This window comes from Thalassotalea sp. ND16A, assembly GCF_000764205.1.
Classification (GTDB): domain Bacteria; phylum Pseudomonadota; class Gammaproteobacteria; order Enterobacterales; family Alteromonadaceae; genus Thalassotalea_A.
The window spans coordinates 45,682-70,394 of record NZ_JQDZ01000085.1 but is presented as its reverse complement, the minus strand read 5'-3'; the positions used below and the strand labels follow the sequence as shown (position 1 = coordinate 70,394).

Below are 24,713 nucleotides of genomic sequence, written 5' to 3'. Positions count from 1 at the left end.
GTGAACAAGTTATGGAATTTGCAAACAAATTGGGGACGATAGACAGCACGATTTTTATCGTCTACGTCATCGGGCTATTGTGTCTGGCCTTGTGGATTTCTCGTAATGAGAAAAAAGAAGGGGCGAACACCGAAGATTATTTCTTAGCCGGTAAAGCATTGCCCTGGTGGGCTATCGGTGCATCATTAATCGCAGCAAATATTTCTGCTGAACAAATTATCGGTATGTCCGGCTCTGGTTACGCGATTGGTTTAGCCATTGCTTCTTATGAGTGGATGGCGGCGATTACCCTGATCATAGTCGGTAAATATATGCTGCCTATTTTCCTCGAAAATAAAATATTCACCATGCCACAATATCTCGAGCAACGCTTTGACAGCAAAGTAAAAACCACCCTGGCAATTTTCTGGTTAGCGGTATACACCTTTGTTAATTTAACGGCGGTGCTATGGTTAGGAGGTTTGGCCATTGAAACCGTGGCGGGTGTTGACTGGATGTTTGGCATGATATTCTTAGCGGTATTCTCTGTGGCCTACTCGTTATACGGTGGCTTAAAAGCCGTCGCTTATACCGACATATTCCAGGTTGTGCTATTGGTGTTTGGCGGGCTGTTCTTAAGTTATTTAGCCTTAGATGCGGTTTCTGATGGTCAAGGACTGTTAGCCGGATTTGGCGTACTTACCGATAACATGCCAGAGCATTTTGACATGATCTTAAGTCCTGAAAATGAACATTATATGAGTCTGCCAGGTATCTCGGTATTAATTGGCGGCATGTGGATCATGAATTTCAGTTATTGGGGCTTCAACCAGTATATTATTCAACGCGCACTAGCGGCGAAAGACATTAAGGAAGCCCAAAAAGGCATCGCCTTTGCTGCCTACCTGAAACTGTTAATGCCAGTGATTGTGGTGTTACCCGGTATTGCTGCCGTGGTGTTATATCCTACCTTAACCACACCGGATCAAGCTTACCCGTCAATGATGGCATTAATGCCCGTTGGTATCAAAGGCTTAGTCTTTGCCGCATTAGTTGCTGCCATCGTGTCGTCTCTGGCGTCAATGACGAACAGTATTTCAACCATCTTTACCATGGATATTTATTCACGCTTCAAGCCAAACCAAAGCCAACGCCACTATGTGCATATTGGCCGTATAGCCGCGTTAGTATCGCTATGTATCGCCTTACTCGTGGCTGAGCCATTACTGGGCAAGTTTGATCAAGCGTTCCAATACATCCAGGAATTTACCGGTTTCTTTACGCCGGGCATCGTCGTGATCTTTATGATGGGCATGTTCTGGAAACGCGCTACCTCAATGGGCGCATTATCTGCCGCTCTTGGTTCCGCGGTATTTTCGTTAGCGCTTAAATTCCTCTGGCCGGAACTGCCATTTATGGACCGAGTTGGCCTGGTGTTCTTACTGTGTTTAGCGCTCTGTTACTTAGTATCAATGCTGGGTAAACCGACTACCGAAGATAGCAGTGTCAGTTTAGAGAAAGTGAGCTTTGCCACCAACAAATCATTTAACGTCGCTACCGTGGGTGTGGTGCTTATCCTTACTGCTTTATATGCCACTTGGTGGTAATCATGCCAAGTCCGATAATTTATTGACCAATAAATTGGCGGAATAGCTATCCCTAACCGGAACTCACTGTGGTGAGTTCCGGTTAAATTTCACAATCTTTAAAGGCCAAAAACATGCAAGTATTAGTCACTGGTGGTGCTGGATATATCGGCTCTCACACGGTTTTATCGTTATTGGAACATGATCATGACGTAATCGTTTATGACAATTTATCGAACTCAAATGTTGAGTCTATTGCCCGCGTGGAAAAGCTGACGGGCAAGTCCGTGCAGCTTGTTGAAGGTGATATCTGCAACAAAGATAAATTAAGCGAGGTGTTCGGGCAATACCATATTGATGCGGTCATTCATTTTGCCGCATTAAAAGCGGTCGGCGAATCGGCGCAAATTCCGTTAAGTTATTATCAAAACAATGTGCACGGTTCGGTGTGTTTACTGGAAGTGATGCAACAACATAATGTGCGTAACTTTATTTTCAGCTCATCGGCCACCGTCTATGGCGAAGAAAATGACGTGCCGTATGTGGAAACGATGAAGCTAGGCACGCCGTCTAGTCCATACGGTGCCAGCAAAGTGATGGTCGAGCGGGTGCTGGCGGATTTTGCTTCGTCAGATAGCAATTTCAGGGGCGTATCATTGCGTTACTTTAACCCCATCGGTGCCCATGAGAGTGGCGAAATTGGCGAAGATCCAAAAGGTATTCCCAATAATCTGTTGCCTTATGTGGCGCAAGTCGCCGTTGGCAAACGCGATAAACTCAGTATCTTTGGTGATGACTATCCGACTGCTGATGGCAGTTGTGAACGCGATTATTTACACGTTATGGATTTAGCCCAGGGCCATGTGGCGGCATTAGACTGGTTAAATAAGCACAGTGATTTTCGTGGCGTTGAAGCGTTTAACTTAGGCACCGGCAATGGGGTTTCGGTATTTGCCATTGTCAAAGCGTTTGAGCAAGCCATTAATAACACCATTGCCTTTGAGGTATCGCCAAGAAGGGCTGGCGATCTGCCGGCGTTCTGGGCGAATGCGACCAAAGCCAATGAAGAACTTAACTGGCAAGCGAGCAGGTCGTTAGAGCAAATGATGCAGGATACCTGGCGCTGGCAGTTGCACAACCCTGATGGCTATCCAGCGTAATGGTGACAGTGAACCCGGCATTGGCAACGGTGTTACTTAGGTCTTTGGTACTGAGCAACGACAACGGCATGTCAGTGGAAATCATTAACTTTGGTGCACGCATTAAGTCGATTAAATTTCCGCTCAATGGCAAGCCGACAGAAATGACGCTGGGCTACGCCAGCGCCGCAGAATATTTAACCGATGATTTTTATTTAGGCGCAACCTGTGGCCGGGTGTGTAACCGTATCGCTGGCGGCAAGTTTCGACTGGCAGGGCAGCTGTATCAATTACCGTTAAATGATGGCAATAACTGTTTGCATGGTGGCGATAACAATTTCTCTATGCGTTATTGGCAAATCGATAAGCAGTCTCAATCTGCGGTAACGCTCTCGCTTATTTCAACCGATGGCGATCAAGGCTTCCCCGGCACGGTAAAGCTGGCGCTAACCTATCAGTTAAGTGCGGATAATCAGCTCAGCATCCAGTACCTGGCCAATACCGATTTGGCCACACCAGTCAATTTAACCAACCATACGTATTTTAATCTGGGGGAGAGTGATTGTCAGTCATTATCCCTACAAATGCAGTCATCGCAATATGTTGAAAGCGATAGCGACAATATTCCAACGGGTAACATCGTTGCGCTGAAAGACACAGATTATGATTTTAACGAGCCTGCAACTATCGGCCAGCGACAAAGCCATACTGAAGATAAATCATTGCAACACAAGCATGGCTATGATCATTGCTTTGTCTTGGATAAGGTTGCGTATGCACAGCCCAATGCGGTGTTAACTTCCCATAAGAACCAGGTCAAGCTGTCGGTTTATACCGATCAACCGGCAATCCAGCTGTATACCGGTTTCTATTTGTCGAAGCAATTTAACTCCTATCAGGGGGTGTGTCTGGAGGCGCAAAACTACCCGGATGCGATTAACCATGATCATTTTCCCTGCTCGGTGTTAACTCCCGATAAAAGCTATCAGCGCAACATTGTGTTTGCTTTTGAATCGGTAAATTCTGCGAGTTAGCGACAAAATGTGATGCGGGGTTCTTGTTTGAACATAGCCCTTATTTGTCCCGTTTAATGAAAACTGCAATGGCATAAGTATAATTTGTTGCCAACTACAGGGAAAAGTTTGCCGTTTTAATTTATAGTGAATTAAGTCTATTTTTTTACGATAAAACGGTGCCCTATGCCTGAGCTACACCAGCAAGCAAAACGATTACTTTCAGTTTTTATGATTTGTTGTATCGCCAGTTGCGGTGGTAGTGGCTCAGACAGCAACAATAAAGTCTTTACCCCATATCAATACCAAGCACCCGAGCAAACCAATGATGGTTGGCAAAGTGCAGACCTTGCCGAACTTAACATTCAACCCGACTTATTAACGACTTTGGTTGATAATATTAATTCCGATACGAATGGCTTTCGCCACATTGATTCGGTGTTAATCGTAAAAGATAACAAGTTGGTGTTTGAACAGCAGTTTAAACGCGAACTGGATTTTAGCGATGACTGGGCCAATAACAAAGACATCGACTTGCATATTCTTAACTCGGTAACAAAAAGTTTTAACTCCGCGCTTATCGGTATTGCCATTGAGCAAGGGTATATTGCCAGCCCAGAAGTAAAAGTACTGGATTATTTTCAACATAAAAACTTCAATGCGAATTGGGATGTTCGCAAAGCAGATGTCACCTTAAAAAACTGGCTAACCATGCGCCACGGCCTGCAATGGGATGAATGGAATGTTTCCTATTTACTGCCTGAAAACTTAAACTCGCAAATGAATAATGCCGCCGACCCGATACAATTCTTATTAGACCGGCCTATGGCTACCGAACCTGGGGAAACGTTTGCATACTCTACCGGCATTAGCTTTGGCATTGGTCGTCTGCTGCAACATGCCACGGGTCAAAGCGTAAGCCATTTTATGCAACATAACCTGTTTGATCCGCTTAATATCGCAAACTATGACTACTGGTCACTCGATGGTCAACTTCACACCGGCAGTGCCTTGTATTTAAGTTCCAGAGACATGGCTAAATTGGGGCAGTTATATTTGGATAAAGGCAAGTGGCAGGGCCAGCAAGTGATATCGTCTGCGTGGGTTGAAGAGTCTACCGTGCGCCATGTCGATAATGGCAGTTGGGGTTATGGCTATCAATGGTGGATGACAACCTTTACGGTGAATGGCGAACAACTGGATACCTTTTATGCCGATGGTTTTGGTGGCCAGTTTATTTTTGTGTTTCCCAGCATAAATGCGGTGATCGTTTTTACTGGCGATGCCTATGAACCGGAGCAAAAAGAACAACGCAATGTCAGTCAAATTTTAGAGCAATACATCCTACCGGCATTATTATGAAGTAACTCTAACCTTAACCCCAACCATAACTCTGGTCTTTCATTTCGAGTAACGACCTTTATCGCAATGAAAGTAAATTTTTTCGAAGCTCTGAGCTGTTTTATACCAATTCCGACAATTTATTGGCCAATAAATTGTCGGAATTGGTATTATGTTACAAAACGTTAACATCTGACAAAGCGATAGCTATCCCCCTTAAGGTTTCATTATACTGATACCAATTATTAACCTTCAACAATGTTCCCTATGAGATACAAAGTGATACATATCGACAAGCAGTGGTACGACTTTATTTTTATGGCTTAGTTATTATTTACTCATCAACGCAGGCTTTAACAGAGTTTTAACGAAATATTAAAAAAGCATTAGCAGCCGCGTAAATAAAACTTAATATAAAAATATACATAAGGATATCTATGAAAAGGTCAATTAATCAATGTCTTGTCAATCTACTCTGGGGCTCAGCGCTGCTTAGCGCCACACCACTTTTCGCCAACACCGATGGCAATGGTACCGATAGCAACAGTAACGCTGTTATCGCCACCGAAGCCGAGTCGCCCAGCGGTGGCTACCTTAAAATCGGTTACGGTTATAAATCGGAAGTAGGGCCTTACGAAGATGAAGATAAAGGCGGTTCACTGTTTGTCAGTGGTCGTTATCAATTGCAAAGTGGCTTCTTCATTGAAGCGTCTTATGGTGCGAATGAGTTGGAACAGGGGCTTAATCTTGGTTATAACTTTTATAATAGCGAGCATTGGAACTTTGATATTCTCACGGTAGAGGCGCACGGCGATATTGAATATCATATAGTCAATGATGTGACTTCTGTACAAGATTATAAAGATAACACTGGAATGCTCGGCTTTCGCACCACGGGTATCTACGCGCAAACAATGCTGCAATTTACCATCGCGCCGTATTCTTTTAATGATGAGTATGATGATGGCGTTTATGCCTCAATGTGGGCGGCACAAACCTGGCAAATTAAAAATTGGGAGCTGTATGCCTCGGCGGGTATTGAATATCGCTCTGAGAATATATTAGATTACTATTACTCGACCTCGGATGCGTTGGAAGAATTCGGTTTTCCACACTACCAAGCGGATGATGGCTTTAATGTGATTGGCCAGGTAGGCGCCAGCTACCCCATCAGCGAGAATGTATTATTTGAAACCTATTTCAGATATACCGATATTGCTGACAGCATCAGTGATAGCCCTATTATGCAACTAGCTGATCAGCAACCCGGCCGTGATGATAATATCACCGAGTATGGTATTTTGTTTAGTTATGTTTTTTAATGGGAGCATTCGATGAATTTTCTGATTAAAAAATGGTGTTCAATCACCACCAATTGTCCCCTTATACTGCGTATTGTGATTACCATGCTAGGATTGTTGCTTAGTTTCAATAGTAAAGCAGACTCTACTGTGCCAATGTTGAAATTATCACCGAAGCAATGCATCGCTTTGCATCAAGGCAAAAAGTGCTATGTAGATATTGAACTGCAATGGCGAACGCCAGAAATAGGCGACTATTGTTTGTTTTCATCACAACAACGTTCGCCGCTAACGTGTTGGCAACAAGATGATAAAGGCGAATTTAAAAAAGAAATTGTAGCAAATCAAAACGTCATATTTATACTAAAAGCCCACGGCAGTAACAAATCTATCGCAACTGTTGAATTAGAAATGGCCTGGGTATACAAGAAAAACTCTAGATCTCGCTCATCATGGCGGATATTTTAGGAGTGCAAATGGAACAAGACAAAGCAAGAATTCTTATTGTCGAAGACGATCGTGAATTGGCCGAGTGGATGCAAGAATATCTGCAAGCGAAAGACTATCAGGTGAGTGTCTGCCATTGCGGCGTTGAGGCGGTGAAGCTTATTCAACAGCTAAATCCTGATGTTGTCATTTTGGATGGTATGCTGCCTAACTTAGATGGTGTTGATGTTTGTAAAGCGGTTCGCCCCGAGTTTACGAACACCATCATTATGGTAACGGCCCGGGATGAAGAAATTGATGAAGTGTTAGGCCTGGAAATGGGCGCCGACGAGTATCTAACCAAACCGGTAAGGGCCAGAGCTTTGCTGACCAGAGTGCGCAAAAACATTGAACGCCAGCAGGCGAAAGCGGTTACTGGTATTAACAATAACAGTTCGCTAAGCAAACAACACCTGCAGTTTGATAATTTGATCATTGATAAAGCGGCAATGTCGGTTTCGCTTGCCGGCGTGGCAATTAAAATGTCTTCCAATGAATTTGATGTGTTGTGGCTGTTAGCCCAACAAGCCGGGCAAATAGTGTCAAGAGAACAGCTAATCAGCCAATTAAGAGGTTTTGATTATGATGGTTTCGACCGTTCTGTGGATTTGAAAGTGTCGCGGCTGCGCAAAAAACTTGGTGACAATCCGGCAGAGCCAAGCCGCATTAAAACCATTTGGGGTAAAGGTTACTTGTTCGTGAAAGATACCTGGTAATGGCGATTCTTACCTGCATATTTACCACGCACTTGCTTGCTCGAACGATTGAAAAGGAGATCAAATGCGCACCTTAACTTACTCGTTGGTTGTCGTGGTTTTGCTCGCCACCGTTGGTTTGGGCTGGTTGTTTGACCAGCTCTATGAGCAATACTCAGCAAGAGATCAAACTCAGGATGTCGATAAAGTTAAAATTATCGAGCAGTTGGGCGCAGAGCTGGCAATCACGCTTGCGCACTTATCGAATCGGCATGAGTTTGTAAGGCAATGGTCTGAAGGGCAGCAGCAGTACCAGCTTAATTTAACGCCAGTAAAAAGCTTGCCGATGCCATCAGCTTTGCTCAAGCAAGTGAAACAGGGACAACCGTTATTATTAGAAAGCAATGAGCATTTGACCTTTCATTATTATTTGTCGGCAACCGATGAAATTATGACCTTAACAGCGCCACTGCTTAATTTTAAAGTTGCTGACCAAGCGTCAGAATATTTATTTACGATTTTATTTTATCTTGCCCTGTTGTCGATGTTTTTACTTTGGGTATACCCTTTGGTCAAACAATTACTGGCCTTAAGGAAAGCGGCAAAATCCTTTGGTGCAGGAAATCTAGAACAGCGCATTTCTCTTGGTTCTATTTCCTATATCGGTGATATTGAGACTGAATTTAATCACATGGCACAACGCATTGAAGATTTAGTCAGCGATGTAAAATTACTCAGCAGCGCGGTGTCCCACGATTTACGAACGCCTTTAGCGAGAATACGCTTTGGCATAGACACCCTAGCCGAAGAGGAGGATCCAATACTTAGAGAGCGCTACCAACAAAAGCTTAGCAATAACGTCGATGAGATGACCCGATTAGTCGAAACCCTATTAACCTATGCTCGCCTGGATCAGGGCATGCTCGACATTAATAAATCTGCCGTCGATATTGCAACCGTTATGGCTACTTGCATTAATCATGGTTTTTCTGAAATGGCTGACATTCAATTGCAAACCTTGCCGGGTCAATATGCACTTACCAGCGACGAATCGTACATGATTATGCTGTGCAATAATTTGCTACAAAATGCGGTGAAATACGGCAATGGCAAAGTACGGGTGAGGTTAGAGCAAATAAAAAATACTGTCATTATCACCATTGACGATAACGGCGAAGGCATTGACGAAGAGGAGCGAATTGATATCCTCAAACCTTTTGTGCGGGGTAAGAAAAAGCAGCAACAAAGCGGCCATGGCATTGGCTTAGCTATGGTCAAGAGAATCATCGATTGGCATCATGGACAAATCGAAATTAGTGATTCCACGGTGTTGTCAGGCGCCCAATTTAAAATTATCCTGCCAGCCAATTAATAATATTTGCTAATAAGGTTTACAAATGGCGTAACACTTTATTTACGGATAAGTGACTGAATTAACGATAGGCATATTTCTATTGCTGAAATTATTGATACAGCTCAAACTCGCAAACAATTTAACGGTGAAAATGTAACCCATAAATAGCATCCTGCGAACATTTAACTAACCAGAGATGATCGCAAACTTGGGGAAGACAATGACCGATATAAATTCACATTACCAAAATAACTTTGGCGAAAAATACGCGCAAACCTTACCAACACTAGGCGAAGCGATTGTTGAAGTTCTACAATTTTTCCAATGCACACAATTGTACGGCGTAGGAGGCGACTTTGCCGCCAATTTAATTGCCGCCTTTAAAGATGGCTTGCAGCTGTCGCCCTCGAGTAATGAAATGCATGCCGGTTTTAATGCCTGTGGTCACGCTGAAATTAACGGCATTGGCGCCGCGTTAACCACCTACACCGTAGGAAGTTTACCTTGTACCAGTGCTGCGGCCCTGGCGATCACCGAAAAACTACCGGTGATATTCATCTCTGGCGCACCTGGCGAGAGTGAAATATCCACCCATACTATTCATCATACCGTCGCCTCTTCGTCTACCTGGCGGGCAGAATATGATTGTGCCTTGGAGTCGTTTCGTGCCCTGGGGATGAAAGCCGAGCGCTTGCAAGGCGCAAGGGCCGTTGGCCAACCGAATATGGCAGCTGAGCGCTTTTTTCAATTGGTTGTGCATGCTTATTTGAACAAAGAGCCGGTATTTATCGAGATCCCAAGAGATTTGGTCTTCCAAAAAACCCAAGCCCTGGCTTTGCCTGAAAGTGTTGATTTGATCAGCAGAAATACCTTTGTCTTAGAAGGCGAGTCATTCATTGCCGAGCATATTGTTGAGAAGTTAAAGCATGCGCAATATCCGTTAGTGTTTATTGGTGAAAACGTAAAACTGAATCGGCAGTTGCGTGAGCAATTAATGCAATTTTGTCATAAATTTAATATTCCTTATGCCACCACCTGGTTTGCCAAAGGCTTGTTTGATGAATTTGACTCGCTATGTCTTGGTACCTATAACGGCGTATTCAGCAGTAGTGACAATCGACATTACATTGAGCACCAGGCCGATTATATTATTGAAGTAGATACCAGTATCCATGCTCAGGATACCAGTTCGGCGTTTAATACCGGTACCCATGAAATTGACTCATTTAGTAATAAAACCGTGATCAAAGGTACGGTGCAAAATCAACAGGAAATTATCAATATTTTCAGTAGTTTACTCGTTGCGGAAATTGATCGGTGTGAACTGACGTTGCCCGCGAAAAGTTTTGCGAAAATTGATGATTTGGCAAAGTTTGATTTTCATAACCTTTGCTCAGTGCTCAATCATATTCAATCAAATAGCGAAAAGCCTTTTATCTATTTGCCCGAAATTGGTAATTCCTATTTTGCTTCTTATGGTTTGACCACGAAAAAATCCAGCATCGGCCGGAGTTGGCTGACCAACCCCTGGTATGCTGCGATGGGCACGAGTTTGCCTTATGCCAGAACCGTTTGTAAGACGTTAAAGCAGCAACAATCTGACGATGTGGCCGTACTGATCACCGGTGATGGTGGTTTTCATTTTCAACTGAATGAACTGATCCACTTCCAAAAAGAACAGCTCAACCTGATAGTTCTCTATATGCGCAATGATATCTATCATTTAGGCAAAAGTGGCGAAGGCGAAATTTATCATTGTTCAACCCCTGAGTTTGATGTGTTGCAACTGATCAGCGCTTATGGCGGCAAAGGCCATCATTGCGAAACCGTAGGGCAATTTACTCAAATCTTTGAGCAAGCGGTGACGGAAAGTCAAGGCATAACGCTAATCGAAGTGCCGGCAGATCTCGACCCGCAATATCAATGCGATGAAATTCAAATGTTGAATTTATACATTCAAGCGCAAAATGGCAACCCTGAAGCGATGCAAAGGTGGCAGAAGCTGAAAGCAATTTAAACTTAAGCTTCTGGCAACGAGCTACTGGCAACTGGCTGTATGTTTGATGAATTTACTTATCGTGTAACAATTCGAATGCTGCCCGAAGCTCGAAGCCCGTAGCCAGAAGCTATTAATATTTTGTACTTAGATGTACTTATACCGGACCGGCAGGGCGCCTGGGGGGAAGCTTCTAGCAATGAGCTACTGGCAACTGGCTGTATGTTTGATGAGTTTACTTATCGTGTAACAATACTAATGCTGCCCGAAGCCTTTAGCCCTTAGCCCTTAGCCTTTAGCCTTTAGCCAACAAGTGGATACAGCGAAGCCAGCAACAAACTTGCCATGGTTATGTTGAAAATGCGTAACTGCCGGCTATTACTGAGTAAACGCCTGAGTTGCTGGCCCAAAATGGTCCACACGCTCACCGACGGTAAATTGATGGCACCAAAAATGGCAGCGACTATGGCAATCGATTCAAAGCTACGTTCTGGTGAGTAAACACTTATCGCGGTTAACGCCATAGTCCAGGCTTTTGGGTTCACCCATTGAAATAGCACCGCTTGGATGAAGGTTATTGGTGTCGCGTTATTTTCATGGTTTGCGTCTGGCGATGTTGCTGTGGCTATTTTATAGGCGAGATATAACAAATATACGACGCTAAAAATTTGCAATGCCGTATAACTTATTGGATAAAGATCAAATAGTTGGATTAAACCAATGCCCACTAACACCACCATTAAGGTAAAACCCAGACCAACGCCTAACATATGCGGTATGGTGCGTTGAAAGCCAAAATTTGCACCTGAAGACATTAACATCAAATTATTCGGGCCGGGCGTAATGGATGATACAAAGGCAAAAGCCGCAAGCGCCATGAGTAATTCTAACTGCATAGAGTAATTCCTTAAAGACTTAATCAAATTGGTATGTTGCAATTATAAGGCCTTATCGACGAAATTATCTTGCGTTGTTTGTGAAATTATTGCTATATATGCAACATATGATTGAATTAGATAGCATAAGCAAAAGAATATTGCGTGAGTTGGAAAGTGATGGCCGTATCAGTAATGCCGAGCTTGCCACTCGTGTTGGACTTTCGGCCTCTGCCTGTTTACGCCGGGTACAAGAATTAGAGCGTTCAGGTATCATAGTTGGCTATCGGGCCGTGATAAACCACAAAGCATTAGGTATTGGTTGTATTGCCTACGTTGGTGTCGGCTTGTCGGATCATACCAAACATTCGCAAGAAGCGTTTGAGCAAGCGATCACTCGCTCCGTTGAAGTGCGGGAATGCCATAACATTACCGGTTCTTACGAATACCTGTTAAGAGTGGAAACCACCGATTTAATTGCCTATAAAAAATTTCATACCGATGTGCTGGGCGTGTTACCACAAGTGCACGCAATCACAACTTTTGTGGTGATGGATTCGGCCAAAGATGACCGCTAATTTACCCAGAGCACATCGCTATAATGACGAAATTTTTAAAGTAAACAGGGTAAATCATTTCAATAAATCAAAATTTTAGCCTGCAAATGTTTGTTTCTGATCGGTTTTTTCCCTACTATTAGTCGACTTCAATTTATCTGAGCAATTTGCTCTTATTCATTTGTGATTAAAGATTAAAATAAAAGGCTGTTAGGTAGGGTTATGTTTAGCTTTGTACGAATACTCTTGATATCGATGATATTTTATATCTCCCTAGCCAACGCGGTCTCTGCACAACTTGACAGTGTTCAGCAACGATTGGCAGATATTGAAACCATAGAAGATAAGTCTGTTGTTATCGAGCAAGCCCTGCAATTAATCGCTGATTCATTTCTCACTAGCAAACAACACCTGTCGATTTTAACGGTAATAGGCCATAGCCATCACGCCCTTGGTGATTTAGATGGTGCAATTGCAACGTTTATGCAAGCGCAACAACTAGCCAGTGCTAATAACTTAAAGCAAGAGGAAGCCGATGCTTATAAGTTAATCGGCGTGTTTAACTATTTTAAAGGTGACTTTCCGCAAGCATTGAGGGCTTATCGTGCCTCCTTAAATTACTACCAAAACACTGACCAATACCTTAAGCAGGCACATCTTTATAACAATATTGGCCTGGCGCAAAATAATATGGGGGATATGGAACATGCGTTAACCACTTTTAAAAAAGCGGAACATATCTATCAGCAATACGGTGATGAAGATGATAAAGTGGATATCCGTTTTAATATATCAGGCTTGTATTTAACGTTAAAAATGTATGATAAAGCCATTGAAATACTGCCGCAGATTATCGCAAAAAGAATTGCATTAAATGATCAAGATGGTTTAGCCCAGGCAAAGAGTTACCTGGCAATTGCCTATAAAAATTCAGGCAAGTATCAATTAGCCGAGCAATATAACTTAGAAGTATTAAATTACTATAAACGCAGTGAGCAACCTTATCACCTGGCGTCAGAATTAAATAATATGGCCGGTTTGTACAGCCAGATGGGGCTTATAGAGAGTGCGATTGATTATTCGAGAAAATGTATTGCCTTGAGCGAACAACAAAAGCATCAGGGGGCTTTGGCCAACTGTTTGTACGAACTGGCTAAGGGACTGTTTCATCAGGGGGAAATTGAGCAAGCATTTGACTATGCCAAGCAGTCGAATGAATTGGCTATACGAACCAATTACAAAGCCTTGATGTTAGAAAATTTATCATTACTTGCCTTAATTCATGCCGCCAGACAAGAGCCAAAGCAAGCCATCGACATAAGCAAAGCATTTAGAAAAGAGGTTGATGATGGCTATAACAATAATTTTAATTTAAAGCTGGTTAAATTTGAATCGGATCAATTAGCACATCAGGTTAAAACATTACAACAAGACAAAGCCTTTCAGCAAATACAGAGCGAACAAACCGAGCAAAGTCGAAATTTTATGCTGGTGGCGCTAATATTTGTATCGATCATCGTCTTCTTAATTTACCGCCGTAAAAAAGAGCTAAGCACCCAATTGCGCTTGGCCAGCCAAGTAAAAGAAAGAACCCATGAGTTAGAGCAGAGAACTGAACAGTTAAAACAAGCCAATAACATAAAAAGCCAATTTCTGGCCAATATGAGTCATGAAATTCGAACCCCGCTTACCGCCATTATTGGTCAGTCAGAAGCGGTAATTAACGGTGAAGTCAGCAAGCAGGATGTTGCCGCAGAAGTTAACGTAATTCATGCTAATGGCATGCATTTATTGCAGTTGGTGAATGATATTCTCGATATCAGTAAAATTGAAGCGGATAAGCTTGAATTAGATATCCGTGGCCAAAATCTCGATGTGATGATGCAAGATCTTGCCAACATGTTTAGCGAGCAGGCAAAATCAAAACAGTTAGAGTTTGTCATCAAAAATACCCTGCCAGCAGCATTTACCTTTAATGCTGACGGTTTACGTTTAAGTCAAATATTAATCAACCTTTGCTCCAATGCGATCAAGTTTACCAATAACGGCAGGGTGAGCTTAACCATTTCAGAAGAACACAATCATTTAGTCTTTATTGTCAACGATACCGGCATTGGCATGAGTAAAGAGCAGCAAAAAAGCGTGTTTAACAGCTTTTCACAAGCTGATAGCAGTATCAGCAGACGTTTTGGCGGTACCGGCTTAGGGTTGTTTTTGTCAATGCAACTGGCCAAAATGATGGGCGGTGAAATCAACTTAAACAGTACCCTTAATGTGGGTAGCACCTTTACCTTTAGTTTTCCTTATATAAAAGCAAATGCTTTGATTGCAGCAAAGCAGCGAAAGACTGAACTGAACCTGCTTACTGAGAAAATAACTGGCACCATACTGCTGGCCGAAGATCATGACGACAATAGACGGTTAATTGCCCGCTTTCTTAGCCGTTTAGGCCTGGACGTGGTTAGCGCAAAAAATGGTAAGCAAGCGATAGAGCTCTACTTAAAACATGATCCGCAAGTATTGTTACTCGATATTCAAATGCCAGAAATGGATGGCATAGAAGCGTTAGTAAAGTTAAGAGAGTTAGGCTGCGCGAAACCTATAATCGCGTTAACCGCCAACGCCATGTCGCATGAAGTAAAACATTACCTGTCTTTAGGATTTAATGGTCACCTAAAAAAGCCAATTGAAAGAAGTGAATTTGTGACCACGCTATTTGAGCATTTTAGTAAAGCCAATCTGCAATTAAGCATTGATGATGCCTTTAAAGGTATCGATATATCAGATTTGGTAGAAAATTATAAAGCCGATTTAACCCTTGATAAGCAACATTTACTTAACTTTAGCACTAGCCAGGATTGGGCTGCATTGCAACAACAGGTGCACCGGCTTGCGGGGTCTGCCGCGATGTTCGGTTTTCCAAAGTTATCTGATATTGCAATCAAGCTGGAAGTGAATTTCAAAACGTCTCAACCATTACCCTCAAAAACATTGAGCAATGAATTGATCGCAGAATTGCTTGAAGAAATTGACCATATTCAGCAATCATAGTGGCAAAGCAGGATACAGGGTACGGGGTACAAGGTACAGGCAGTCACCGTAAGCGAATAGAACGTTTAGATTTAACAGATATGTTGCGGGCATCGGGCTACTGGCTGCGGGCAGATAGTGTAAATGGAAGGTACAGGGTACGGGCTACAAGGTACAGGCAGTCACCGTAAGCGAATAGAACGTTTAGATTTAACAGATAAGCTACGGGCTACTGGCTTTGGGCAGATAGTGTGAATGAAAGGTACAGGGTACGGGGTACAAGGTACAGGCAGTCACCGCAAGCGGATAGAGCGTTTAGATTTAACAGGTAAGCTGCGGGCTTCGGGCTACTGGCTTCGGGCCGCTTGCGTGAGCGATAAGTGAAGTTACTTTTTGAACATAGGTTTCAAATTAGGCTTAGTTATATTTGCAAACGATCAGCATCAACTAGGCTGCCTGTACCCTGTACCCTGTACCTCGTTGCATTAAGAAAAAAGCCAGCGTTAGCTGGCTTTTTGATTAAGGATAGTGAATGACTTACTTGCCGTTAGACACTAAACCACGACGCTCAAGTAAATGTTGTGGGTTTGGCTCTTTACCACGGAAGCGTTTGTACATGGTCATTGGATCTTCGGTACCACCACTTTGCAGCACGTTTACCCGATAGCCGTTAGCAGCGTCTTGATCGAAAATTCCTTTTTCTTTAAAGACTTCCCAGGTATCAGCATCAAAAATATTTGACCAGATGTAGCCGTAGTAACCTGAAGAGTAACCACCGGCAAAGATATGCGAGAAGTAGGTTGAACGATAGCGTGGCGCGATTTCGTTAATTAAACCTAATTCCGCCAGGGTATCGGCTTCAAACTTGTCAGCGTCTTGCAATTCAGCCGTCTCAAGGGTGTGCCATTTTAAATCAAGTAAAGCGGCAGCCATATACTCAGTAGTCGCAAAGCCCTGGTTAAATTTACCTGAAGCCTGAATTTTCTCTACCAGTTCGGCCGGGATCACTTCGCCGGTTTTGTAGTGCTTGGCAAAGTTGTTTAACACTTGTGGCTCGGTCATCCAGTTTTCCATCACTTGTGATGGGTATTCTACGTAATCACGTGGCAGAGATGTACCCGTTAACGAACGGTAGTGACCGTCAGATAATAAGCCCTGAATCGCGTGACCAAATTCGTGGAATAAAGTAGATGCTTGATCAAACGTCAATAATACCGGCTCACCGTTTACTGGCGCAGGGTAGTTTAAAACGTTATAAATAATTGGCTGAACGTCCTCACCGTACATTTTAAATTGCTTACGGAATGAGCTCATCCAGGCGCCGCCACGTTTCGATTCACGAACATAAAAATCTGTCATGTAAATACCGATTGAAGAGCCATCTTTATCAAACACTTCATAGGTAGTAACATCCGGGTGATACTTAGGTAGGTCATCACGTTGTTTAAACTCAACACCCCATAACTGGTTGGCGGTATAGAATACGCCTTGCATGGTGTTGTTTAATTCAAAGTACGGTTTAGTGATTGACTCGTCTAAAGCATATTTCATCTTTTTCACTTTTTCCGAGTAGTGCCACCAATCCCATGCTTCCAGCTTGAAGTCGGCGCCTTGCGACTCGGCAAACTCTTGCATATCAGCAACTTCTTGCTTCGCCCGTTTTAATGATGCCGGCCAAACTTTGTTTAATAAGCCGTAAGCGTTTTCAGGTGTTTTTGCCATGTTGTTTTCAAGTACGTAATGGGCGTGAGTTTTATAACCCAGTACTTGTGCACGCTGGTAACGAAGTGATGCCATTTCTGCAGCGATCGCTTTGTTATCGTTCGCGTTGTCGTTATCCCCTCGGTGAGTGTAAGCATAGAATAACTGCTCACGTAACTTACGGTTGGTTGAGTAAGTTACGAATGGGTAGAAACTTGGACGGTGAGTGGTGAATACCCACTTACCGTCATGGCCACGCGCCGTTGCGGTAGCTGCGGCTGCGGCAACAATGCTTTCAGGTAAACCGTCGAGTTGTTTTTCATTATCAATAACTAATTCAAAATCATTGGTTTCATTTAATAAATTTTCACCAAACTGAATGCTTAATGCAGAAATTTTCTGGTTTAAACCACGTAAGGTTTCTTTATCGGCTGCGTTTAAGTTAGCACCGGCACGAACAAAGCCTTTATAAGTTTTTTCTAATAAGGTTTTTTGTTCGGTGTTAAGAGTTAGTGACTCTTTTTGATCAAATACGGTTTTAACGCGTTGGAATAATTTGTCGTTTAAATTAATGTCATCGCTCATAGCAGAGAACTTAGGCGACATTTCTTTTGAAATCGCCTGCATCTCAGGCGTCGACATTGAGCCAATTAAGCCATAAAAGGTGTTCGTTACTTTATCCAGTAAATCGCCGCCTTTTTCCATTGCTTCAATGGTGTTCTCAAATGTAGGTGCTGCCGGGTTATCGGTAATTGCGGCTATTTCGGCTTTTATTTCGCCGATGCCCTTTTCCATTGCTGGCTGATAATGGCCAATGTTGATTTTTTCAAATGGTGGAATGCCAAACGGAGTATCATATTCCTGGTAAAATGGGTTGCTAGCTTCAACGTTGACTGTTTGTTGAGCGACTGTAGCGCTAGCGGCAGTTTCCGTTGTTGCTGAATTACAACCAGCAAGAGCAATTGCTAAGGCAATTGGCGTTAAAATACGTGCTTTCATTTCATTTCCTGTAGTAATGTTATTACTGTCTCATTATCTTTTTCAGTAAAAGTATCTATGCTGAGACTAAAAATTATTATTCGACAACGTTTTTATAACAAAGTTGGCGAGTTGTAAAATTTTTAGTTATATCGATAGTACTTAATTTGTAAGCAAATAAGTCAAAGTTGTTACGAAATGATTACAGCTGGAGTCGTGTCTAGTTGTTATTGCATGACAAAACCATTGGATATCGAGATCAGGACATGCCATTTAAACTTAGACCGAACGTTAAAATTAACCGTTAATGGCACGTATCCCAAGGCAGCTGGCTATTTATCGATAGTGCTTATGGTTTTTTGCTACGTTCAAAGGCTCTTTGTCAGCGATGAGCACTTTGCCTTGAGCTACCCTCAAGGTTGCCGCTATCCGAGTTAATGGCACATCGGAAGTTTTATCTAATGTTTGCGATTGTGACCAAACGGGGTAAGTACGGGGGGCACTTTGTGCAGATTCGGTTAGGGTAAACGCACTGAGGATGTCTAGCGGTGCACCTTTCATCTGTTCTATTAATTGTTGATCGGCGAGTACCAGCAATCCTAAACCATTATCAACGGCGCTAGCTAACCATTGCTGTTGTAGAGAGTTCATTGATAATAAACTTGCGCCATTAACAATGAGCAAATCTTGCTTTGCCAGCAGCTCAGGACTAAAAGATATATCGGCGTTAGCGTCAATATTATATCGTTGCGATAAATATTTATCTTTACTGATCTGGGTATGTACGATCACTTTTGCCCGCTGCTGACTAACCCAATTGGCCAATGCGCACGTCACAATAGCTGGCGCCAATTGATTTGGCGGCATTTAAAGCAATATCTGCCATTTTTTCTTGTAAGCAATGTCCATCGGGGTATCGAGCATTTCGGCTGCCGATACTATATTCCCGGTCATTGGTAAGGCAATAGCGCCCATGCCAATACCAGAAAATTTAATAAAATTACGTCTATCCACCTTCCAATCTATATCTGTTAAATATTAATAACGGCTCAATGACATATTTATCTATGTCATTGAGCAGAGGTAAGTTTTTTAATTTTAGTAAAATATAATTATCTGATTTAGTTAAGCGTTACTCGGGATAATGAGTGCTTGATCTTACTGTTAAATCGTTTATACCAATTTGGTATAAGTTAATTATTTTTATAGTACGAAGTTAGCACAGCAACTGACACAGATAAAAGTTGAAACGTAACAATTTGTGTATTGTGAATAGACAAATAGAACAGTGGTTCAAACATGACCGTTAAGAAAGAGCCATAAGCAGCTATACACTTTTCCAAACTTCAGGTGAACAGGGAAGTAACAGAAACAATTAACCACGTCATTGCGGCGAAGGCCGCAACCTCCATTCGGTTATAACGTGCTTATAAACAATACCTTATATGCTCTGTTTCTGTTCAGGAGGTCCCTGATGTCGCTTATGCTCCTCAGGGATGACGGCGCTCTTTTTAGCTGTTATGTCTGCATATCAGCTTTAATAATTTGAACAGTCACAATACATGATGTTATTGTAAAAACACAAGTTTTTGGTGATTTCCGGGGACTGCTAGCCGTTAAGGCCTTCTTCGAACGATCACTTTTCAACACAAAAAAAAGACACTGTTAAGCGCAAGTTAACAGGCATGGCGTTAAATGAACGTTGATTTAAAACATGCAATTTTGATATTAAAGGAATGAAATATGAAAAACGTATTTTTTATTGGATTGCTGGCGTTAACCGGCTGTTCGCAACCGTCTGACTCTGTTGTCGACAATAAGTATCAGGCGACTATCACTTACACTGAGTTTGGTATCCCTCATATTAGCGCGAAAGATTTTGCCAGCTTAGGCTACGGTGAAGGCTATGCCGCCGCCAAAGATCAAATATGCAACATTTCATGGTCGATGATCACAGCCCGTGGGGAAAAAGCCAAGTACCTTGGTGCTGGCAAAAGTAATCAATACGTGATGGAGGACACTGTGGTAAAAGCGTTAAAATTACCGCAAAGAACTGAATCCAACTACCCGAAATTGAGTGCTAATGTCAAAGATATGCTCACCGGGTATGCTGCCGGCTTTAACCGCTTTTTAACGGAAAACCCAAACTTTGAGTCTTGGTGCTCGGGTAGCAACTGGGTCAAGCCTATTTCGGCACAAGACATCTATTTACGTTCGTATCATGTCAGTCAAACCCTACCGAGAATAGCGGCAGCTATCTACTCGGCAACACCACCAGGCACAAACCATAGTGCCGCGGTTGATTTTATTTCGGATGAATTATTAGCCCAATCTGAATCACACACAAGCCTGGCGGGTATGGGCTCAAACGCCTGGGCGATAGGGAAGCAATTGTCGGCAACGGGCAAAGGCATGTTGATAGGTAACCCCCATTATCCTTGGTTTGGTACCAACCGCTTTTGGGAAAAGCATCTAACGATACCGGGACAATTTGATATTTATGGGGTGAGTATTACCGGCATCCCCAATGTATTGATAGGTTTCAATGACAATATTGCCTGGTCTCATACCGTTTCTAATAGCCAGCGCATAGCACTATACAAGTTACAACTCAAAGCAGGCAATGCCACTTCATATTTGTACGAAGGGCAATATAAAGCGCTTAGCAGTGACACCGTTACGGTTGAAGTTATTGATAAACAAAGCGGCGAAATAGAGTCTGTAGTTAAAGACGTTTGGTTTAGTCATCATGGCCCCATTGTGCAATTTCCGGGGTTAAAGTGGAGCGAAAACACCGCGTTTGCGGTAAGAGATGCCAACTTGGAAAATAGTGTGCTCATTGAGCAATGGTTCGCGATGGGCAAGGCGAACTCAATGCAGGAGTTTAAATATGCACATCAACAATACAATGCCATGCCTTGGGTGAATACCATTGCCACCAGTAAAGAAGGTGATGCCGTATATCTAGACAACTCTTCGGTTGGCCACTTATCTATTGAGGCAATCAAGAGCTGGCAACAAAGCTATGATAACAATGCAATGGTAAAAACCTTATATGATGATAGGAGGTTAACCCTATTAGATGGCAGCCGCGCTTTGTTTGACTGGGTGCAAGATGACTCGGTACCCGTACCCGCGACGGTTCCTTTTGCTCAGCGACCGCAAATAACGCGAGCAGATTATGTGTTTAATTCAAACGATAGTTACTGGCTAAGTAACCCGAATCAACCATTAAGCAATTATTCGCCATTATACGGTGCCGTAGATACTCCTCGCAGTTTACGTACCAGAATGAATATTGAACATTTAGAATCAGCCGCAGCAAAGGGCAGCGATGGTAAATTCTCACTGCAAGAATTACAGCAGAGCATTTTATCGAATCAGGCATTAAGTGCGCAGTTGTTACTGCCAGAATTGATTGCTGCATGTGCACAACCAATGGGCAGCAGTAGAGCATGTCAGGTGATAAAAACATTTAACGGACACTTTGATAAAGCGAGTAAAGGCGCACTGTTATTTAGAGAGTGGCTACAAGCCTATAAAACGCTAACCAAGTCGAATAAAAAGTCTCTATTTGCCCATAAGTTTGACCCACAAAACCCAGTAAAAACCCCCTATGGCTTAAGTGATAAGCCATTGGCGTTACAAGCACTCAAGCAAGCGGCGCAACTATTAGAGCGAGCCGGCTATACACTGGATGCGACGTTAGGAGATGCGCAAATTGCCTACCGGGGAGAGACACAAGTGCCGATACATGGCGGCTTTGGTGCTGAAGGCGTTGCTAACTTGCTCGCCATGGGCTGGAAAGATACCGAAGTACCAGTGGTGCAGGGTAAAGCTCTGAGTGACTGGTCGAAATTAACCGACAAAGGCTACCCTATTACTTATGGCACAAGCTTTATCTATTCTTTAGCTTACACCGAACGAGGCCCGCAAGCTCAGGCATTCTTAACCTATGGGCAAAAAGAAAATCCAAATAGTGCAGAGTACGCGAATCAGACACAACGCTTTGCCGATAAAAACTGGCGAGACATCTATTTTAAAGCAGAAGATGTAAAAGCGAATGCCAGACAAACGCTTGTCATCGCTGGGGAGTGATGTTTAAATCGCGGTAAATGCCCACCATGATTTCATTGTGGTGTAACTCTGGGGTGTTATCGGAGACCGAGTTAACGGTATTATTCATACCATTAACTCGGTCAAGCCAGAATTGAGTGCTTATTCGTAACGCAATGCGCTAATTGGGTTGGCTCTAGCCACCTTAAATGCGTGTAAAGCGATAACAACCCAGGCTAAGCCAACGGCGACGATCCCTGACATTAAAATGATCGGTATTTGCAAGTCGATGCGCTCGGCAAAAAATTGCAAATACATGTTTGAGGCAAAGTAGGCCAAAGGCAAGGCAAAGATAATCGCCCACATCACCGGTTTGGAGAACTGCCATAATAACAGTCGAACAATTTGTGGCAATGATGCGCCCATGACTTTGCGAATGCCTATCTCTTTAGTGCGTGAGCGCGCCATAAATGCCGCCAGGCCAAACAAACCGATCAGTGCCAGTAATAAGGCGATGCCCGCAAACCCGGCTAATACCCCATTCATGGTTTTATAAATTTGATAGAGTCGATTAAACAAACCATCCAAATATTTATGTTGGATCGGGTAGTCGGGTAATACTCGTTTCCACGCCTCTTCAATTTCTGCAATAATGTTTGCCGATGCGCCTTGTTTAATGCGGATGGCACCATAACGGTGTGGGTATGGGTTATTGATAAAAATCCAGGGTTTTATTTTATTATGCAGGCCTAACAGGTTTTGATCTTCCATTACGCCAACAATGTCGTATTGAAACGCTTCTTGCTCGCCGGCTTCCCCCCAAAACGTTTGACCAACGGCATCTGCCGGCGTGGCAAAACCGAGTTTATGAGTAAGTAACACGTTCACTATCACGTTGGCGCGGCGGTTTTCCAGATCGCGTCTTTCATCACCGAGCACCTCTCTTGAAAAGTCTCTGCCAGCGACTAAGGGGACATCGAAGGTTATTAAATAATCGTGATCGACTTCATTCAAATTCGCTTGCACATCGCTGTTTTCATCACCTTTTATCCGACTCACTTCACGCATGCTGTTGCTTTGCTCAAATGGCACTTGCGCGGTAAAGGTAACACTGCGAACATCGGAGAGTTGCAGTAACTCATTGCGTAGCGTATTTTCTCTTTTACGAATCGATTCTACCGCCATTTTCTCCAGCACTAACACTTCATCTTTTGGATATATGTCACTGCTTTGTTGTACTTTTTCATTTTGATAAAACACTATCATCACGATGGCGAGCATAAAGATAGACAGCATAAATTGAGTACCAATCATTAACGAACGGAAAAAGCTGCCTTTGGCGCCTTTGCCATTGGTATCTCTTAAGGCATCGATTGGCGTGGTTTTGGTGATCAAAAAACTGGGATATGCACCGGCGATGAGCCCGACAATCACCGTAGTGGTGAGTAGCCAGGGCATTAGGCCAACATAATCGAGCAGTACAACCTTATCGGTTGCCTGATTAAATTGTGGTACTGCCAATTCTAAAAATACGATTGCCAAGAGCATCGCAATAAAGGCAATGGTCATACTTTCGGTTAAAAACTGGGTCATTAACTGACCTCGACCAGCCCCCAGAGTTTTACGTAACCCCACTTCTTTGGCCCGGCCAATACTTTGCGCCGTAGCCAGGTTGGTGTAATTGACAATGGCAATAATCAGGACTAGCACGCCGAGAATTTGAATGCTTTCAATAACGGGCATGCCAACCATCTGCCAGAACGCGGCGTTGGTGTCTTTCAGGTGGTGCGCGTTTAATGAGGCCATGAATTTTTCTTTCATTTCCGGCTCAACGTGACGATCAAAAATCGCATTTAGCTTATTATTAAGCTCTTCAAGAGGCATCACCTCCTTGGTCATTACGTACACTTGGTTACCACCACTGATGTTATTCCAGTTACCAGCCAAATCCCAGTCATCGATACGGTTTAGCGCTGCTAATGGTGCAAACATGGTGACACCCGCACTAATGAATGAAGAATTGAAATGAGAGTTTTGCGCGATTTCTTCAATCACCGCAGTGACGTGTAAATCGAATTCATGGTTAAGTAACACGGTTTCACCAATCACATCAAGGCGACCAAAAAATTTCATTGCCGTATCCGCGGTTAGCACCAAGCCATTTGGGTCGGCCAGGGCGCTAGCGTTGCCTGCTATGTAGTTAAAATCGAAAATATCCAATAACTCTTTATCGGCAAACTTTACCGTTTCATGAAAATGGTTATCGCCTATGGTTAACAAGTAGCCGCGCCTTATGGTGCGGGCAAAGGCTTGCAGTTCTTCCAGTTCGGCACCAATCAATGGCCCCATTGCGGAATACGTATTGTCGAGTTGCTTAACCCCAATGTTGGCGGTAGGCGCCATAATGGAACCAACGGTGTAGATACGCTGATGGTTTTTATACATGGTGTCATGGTTTTTCTCATACTCGGCAATGATGCCACCGAATAAGTACACGGTAAGGCCAATGGCCAGGCCGATCACGTTGATCGCGGCATAGAGTTTATTTTTTGCCAATGCCCGTAGCGCTATTTTTATATAATTTTGAAACATGCTAGTTCCTTTAATCTATCTGTACTTATTTAAA

The 24,713-nt window shown here is 43.1% G+C and carries 17 protein-coding genes; 12 read left to right on the top strand and 5 right to left on the bottom strand.

The features are described from left to right. The first annotated feature begins 11 nt into the window (after positions 1–11). The 9 genes from ND16A_RS06440 (at position 12) to ND16A_RS06480 (ending at position 10,911) form a co-directional block, all read left to right on the top strand. Complete coding sequence (locus ND16A_RS06440) at positions 12–1,586, top strand: sodium/sugar symporter (RefSeq protein WP_033078196.1); 1,575 nt, start codon at positions 12–14, stop codon at positions 1,584–1,586. 113 nt (positions 1,587–1,699) lie between these two features. Then, complete coding sequence (galE, locus tag ND16A_RS06445; RefSeq protein ID WP_033078195.1) at positions 1,700–2,725, top strand: UDP-glucose 4-epimerase GalE; 1,026 nt, start codon at positions 1,700–1,702, stop codon at positions 2,723–2,725. Beyond that, positions 2,725–3,738 (top strand): aldose epimerase family protein, encoded by a 1,014-nt coding sequence (locus ND16A_RS06450; RefSeq protein WP_052073165.1) that lies wholly within the window; start codon positions 2,725–2,727, stop codon positions 3,736–3,738. Before galE ends, ND16A_RS06450 begins: the two co-directional genes overlap by 1 nt. A 165-nt stretch (positions 3,739–3,903) precedes the next feature. After that, entirely contained in the window at positions 3,904–5,079 is a 1,176-nt protein-coding gene (locus tag ND16A_RS06455; protein ID WP_033078194.1) for a serine hydrolase domain-containing protein, read from the top strand. Positions 5,080–5,495: 416 nt separating this feature from the next. Continuing rightward, the gene (locus tag ND16A_RS06460; RefSeq protein ID WP_033078193.1) at positions 5,496–6,380 is read left to right on the top strand and encodes a MipA/OmpV family protein; all 885 of its coding nucleotides are present in this window, start codon (positions 5,496–5,498) and stop codon (positions 6,378–6,380) included. Positions 6,381–6,392: 12 nt separating this feature from the next. Next, positions 6,393–6,827, top strand: coding sequence for a DUF3019 domain-containing protein (locus ND16A_RS06465; protein ID WP_052073164.1), 435 nt, complete (start codon positions 6,393–6,395; stop codon positions 6,825–6,827). An 8-nt stretch (positions 6,828–6,835) separates the two neighbouring features. Next, positions 6,836–7,561, top strand: a complete 726-nt coding sequence (locus tag ND16A_RS06470; RefSeq protein WP_152593887.1) for a response regulator transcription factor — start codon at positions 6,836–6,838, stop codon at positions 7,559–7,561. A gap of 64 nt (positions 7,562–7,625) precedes the next feature. After that, a complete protein-coding gene (locus ND16A_RS06475; protein WP_033078191.1) occupies positions 7,626–8,912 on the top strand; it encodes a sensor histidine kinase in 1,287 nt (428 codons plus the stop codon). Positions 8,913–9,114: 202 nt separating this feature from the next. Then, a complete protein-coding gene (locus tag ND16A_RS06480) occupies positions 9,115–10,911 on the top strand; it encodes a thiamine pyrophosphate-dependent enzyme (protein WP_033078190.1) in 1,797 nt (598 codons plus the stop codon). Between the two features lie 281 nt (positions 10,912–11,192). On the opposite strand, the gene ND16A_RS06485 is transcribed toward ND16A_RS06480, so the two are convergent. Beyond that, positions 11,193–11,786, bottom strand: coding sequence for a LysE family translocator (locus ND16A_RS06485; RefSeq protein ID WP_033078189.1), 594 nt, complete (start codon positions 11,784–11,786; stop codon positions 11,193–11,195). Between the two features lie 107 nt (positions 11,787–11,893). On the opposite strand from ND16A_RS06485, the gene ND16A_RS06490 reads away from it, so the two are divergent. Next, positions 11,894–12,343 (top strand): Lrp/AsnC family transcriptional regulator, encoded by a 450-nt coding sequence (locus ND16A_RS06490; RefSeq protein ID WP_033078234.1) that lies wholly within the window; start codon positions 11,894–11,896, stop codon positions 12,341–12,343. Between the two features lie 201 nt (positions 12,344–12,544). Then, positions 12,545–15,373 (top strand): ATP-binding protein, encoded by a 2,829-nt coding sequence (locus tag ND16A_RS06495; RefSeq protein ID WP_033078188.1) that lies wholly within the window; start codon positions 12,545–12,547, stop codon positions 15,371–15,373. 516 nt (positions 15,374–15,889) lie between these two features. On the opposite strand, the gene ND16A_RS06500 is transcribed toward ND16A_RS06495, so the two are convergent. The 3 genes from ND16A_RS06500 to ND16A_RS20695 form a co-directional block, all read right to left on the bottom strand. Further along, entirely contained in the window at positions 15,890–18,052 is a 2,163-nt protein-coding gene (locus ND16A_RS06500) for a M3 family metallopeptidase (protein WP_033078187.1), read from the bottom strand. 315 nt (positions 18,053–18,367) lie between these two features. Continuing rightward, the gene (locus tag ND16A_RS06505; RefSeq protein ID WP_033078186.1) at positions 18,368–18,898 is read right to left on the bottom strand and encodes a hypothetical protein; all 531 of its coding nucleotides are present in this window, start codon (positions 18,896–18,898) and stop codon (positions 18,368–18,370) included. Then, complete coding sequence (locus ND16A_RS20695) at positions 18,899–19,045, bottom strand: twin-arginine translocation signal domain-containing protein (RefSeq protein ID WP_235282140.1); 147 nt, start codon at positions 19,043–19,045, stop codon at positions 18,899–18,901. Between the two features lie 729 nt (positions 19,046–19,774). On the opposite strand from ND16A_RS20695, the gene ND16A_RS06510 reads away from it, so the two are divergent. Further along, positions 19,775–22,129 carry a penicillin acylase family protein gene (locus tag ND16A_RS06510; protein ID WP_052073162.1) on the top strand — a complete coding sequence of 785 codons (2,355 nt, stop codon included), beginning with the start codon at positions 19,775–19,777 and terminating at the stop codon, positions 22,127–22,129. Between the two features lie 120 nt (positions 22,130–22,249). Here ND16A_RS06510 and ND16A_RS06515 read toward each other — a convergent pair whose 3' ends face one another. After that, positions 22,250–24,679: an ABC transporter permease gene (locus ND16A_RS06515; protein WP_033078185.1), complete on the bottom strand. Its 2,430-nt coding sequence runs from the start codon at positions 24,677–24,679 to the stop codon at positions 22,250–22,252. Positions 24,680–24,713 lie beyond the last annotated feature (34 nt).

Bases quoted from the DNA above. Each gene is read 5' to 3' on its own strand.
- ND16A_RS06440 (WP_033078196.1), top strand. From the start codon at position 12: ATGGAATTTGCAAACAAATTGGGGACGATAGACAGCACGATTTTTATC.
- galE (WP_033078195.1), top strand. From the start codon at position 1,700: ATGCAAGTATTAGTCACTGGTGGTGCTGGATATATCGGCTCTCACACG.
- ND16A_RS06450 (WP_052073165.1), top strand. From the start codon at position 2,725: ATGGTGACAGTGAACCCGGCATTGGCAACGGTGTTACTTAGGTCTTTG.
- ND16A_RS06455 (WP_033078194.1), top strand. From the start codon at position 3,904: ATGCCTGAGCTACACCAGCAAGCAAAACGATTACTTTCAGTTTTTATG.
- ND16A_RS06460 (WP_033078193.1), top strand. From the start codon at position 5,496: ATGAAAAGGTCAATTAATCAATGTCTTGTCAATCTACTCTGGGGCTCA.
- ND16A_RS06465 (WP_052073164.1), top strand. From the start codon at position 6,393: ATGAATTTTCTGATTAAAAAATGGTGTTCAATCACCACCAATTGTCCC.
- ND16A_RS06470 (WP_152593887.1), top strand. From the start codon at position 6,836: ATGGAACAAGACAAAGCAAGAATTCTTATTGTCGAAGACGATCGTGAA.
- ND16A_RS06475 (WP_033078191.1), top strand. From the start codon at position 7,626: ATGCGCACCTTAACTTACTCGTTGGTTGTCGTGGTTTTGCTCGCCACC.
- ND16A_RS06480 (WP_033078190.1), top strand. From the start codon at position 9,115: ATGACCGATATAAATTCACATTACCAAAATAACTTTGGCGAAAAATAC.
- ND16A_RS06485 (WP_033078189.1), bottom strand. From the start codon at position 11,786: ATGCAGTTAGAATTACTCATGGCGCTTGCGGCTTTTGCCTTTGTATCA.
- ND16A_RS06490 (WP_033078234.1), top strand. From the start codon at position 11,894: ATGATTGAATTAGATAGCATAAGCAAAAGAATATTGCGTGAGTTGGAA.
- ND16A_RS06495 (WP_033078188.1), top strand. From the start codon at position 12,545: ATGTTTAGCTTTGTACGAATACTCTTGATATCGATGATATTTTATATC.
- ND16A_RS06500 (WP_033078187.1), bottom strand. From the start codon at position 18,052: ATGAAAGCACGTATTTTAACGCCAATTGCCTTAGCAATTGCTCTTGCT.
- ND16A_RS06505 (WP_033078186.1), bottom strand. From the start codon at position 18,898: ATGCCGCCAAATCAATTGGCGCCAGCTATTGTGACGTGCGCATTGGCC.
- ND16A_RS06510 (WP_052073162.1), top strand. From the start codon at position 19,775: ATGAAAAACGTATTTTTTATTGGATTGCTGGCGTTAACCGGCTGTTCG.
- ND16A_RS06515 (WP_033078185.1), bottom strand. From the start codon at position 24,679: ATGTTTCAAAATTATATAAAAATAGCGCTACGGGCATTGGCAAAAAAT.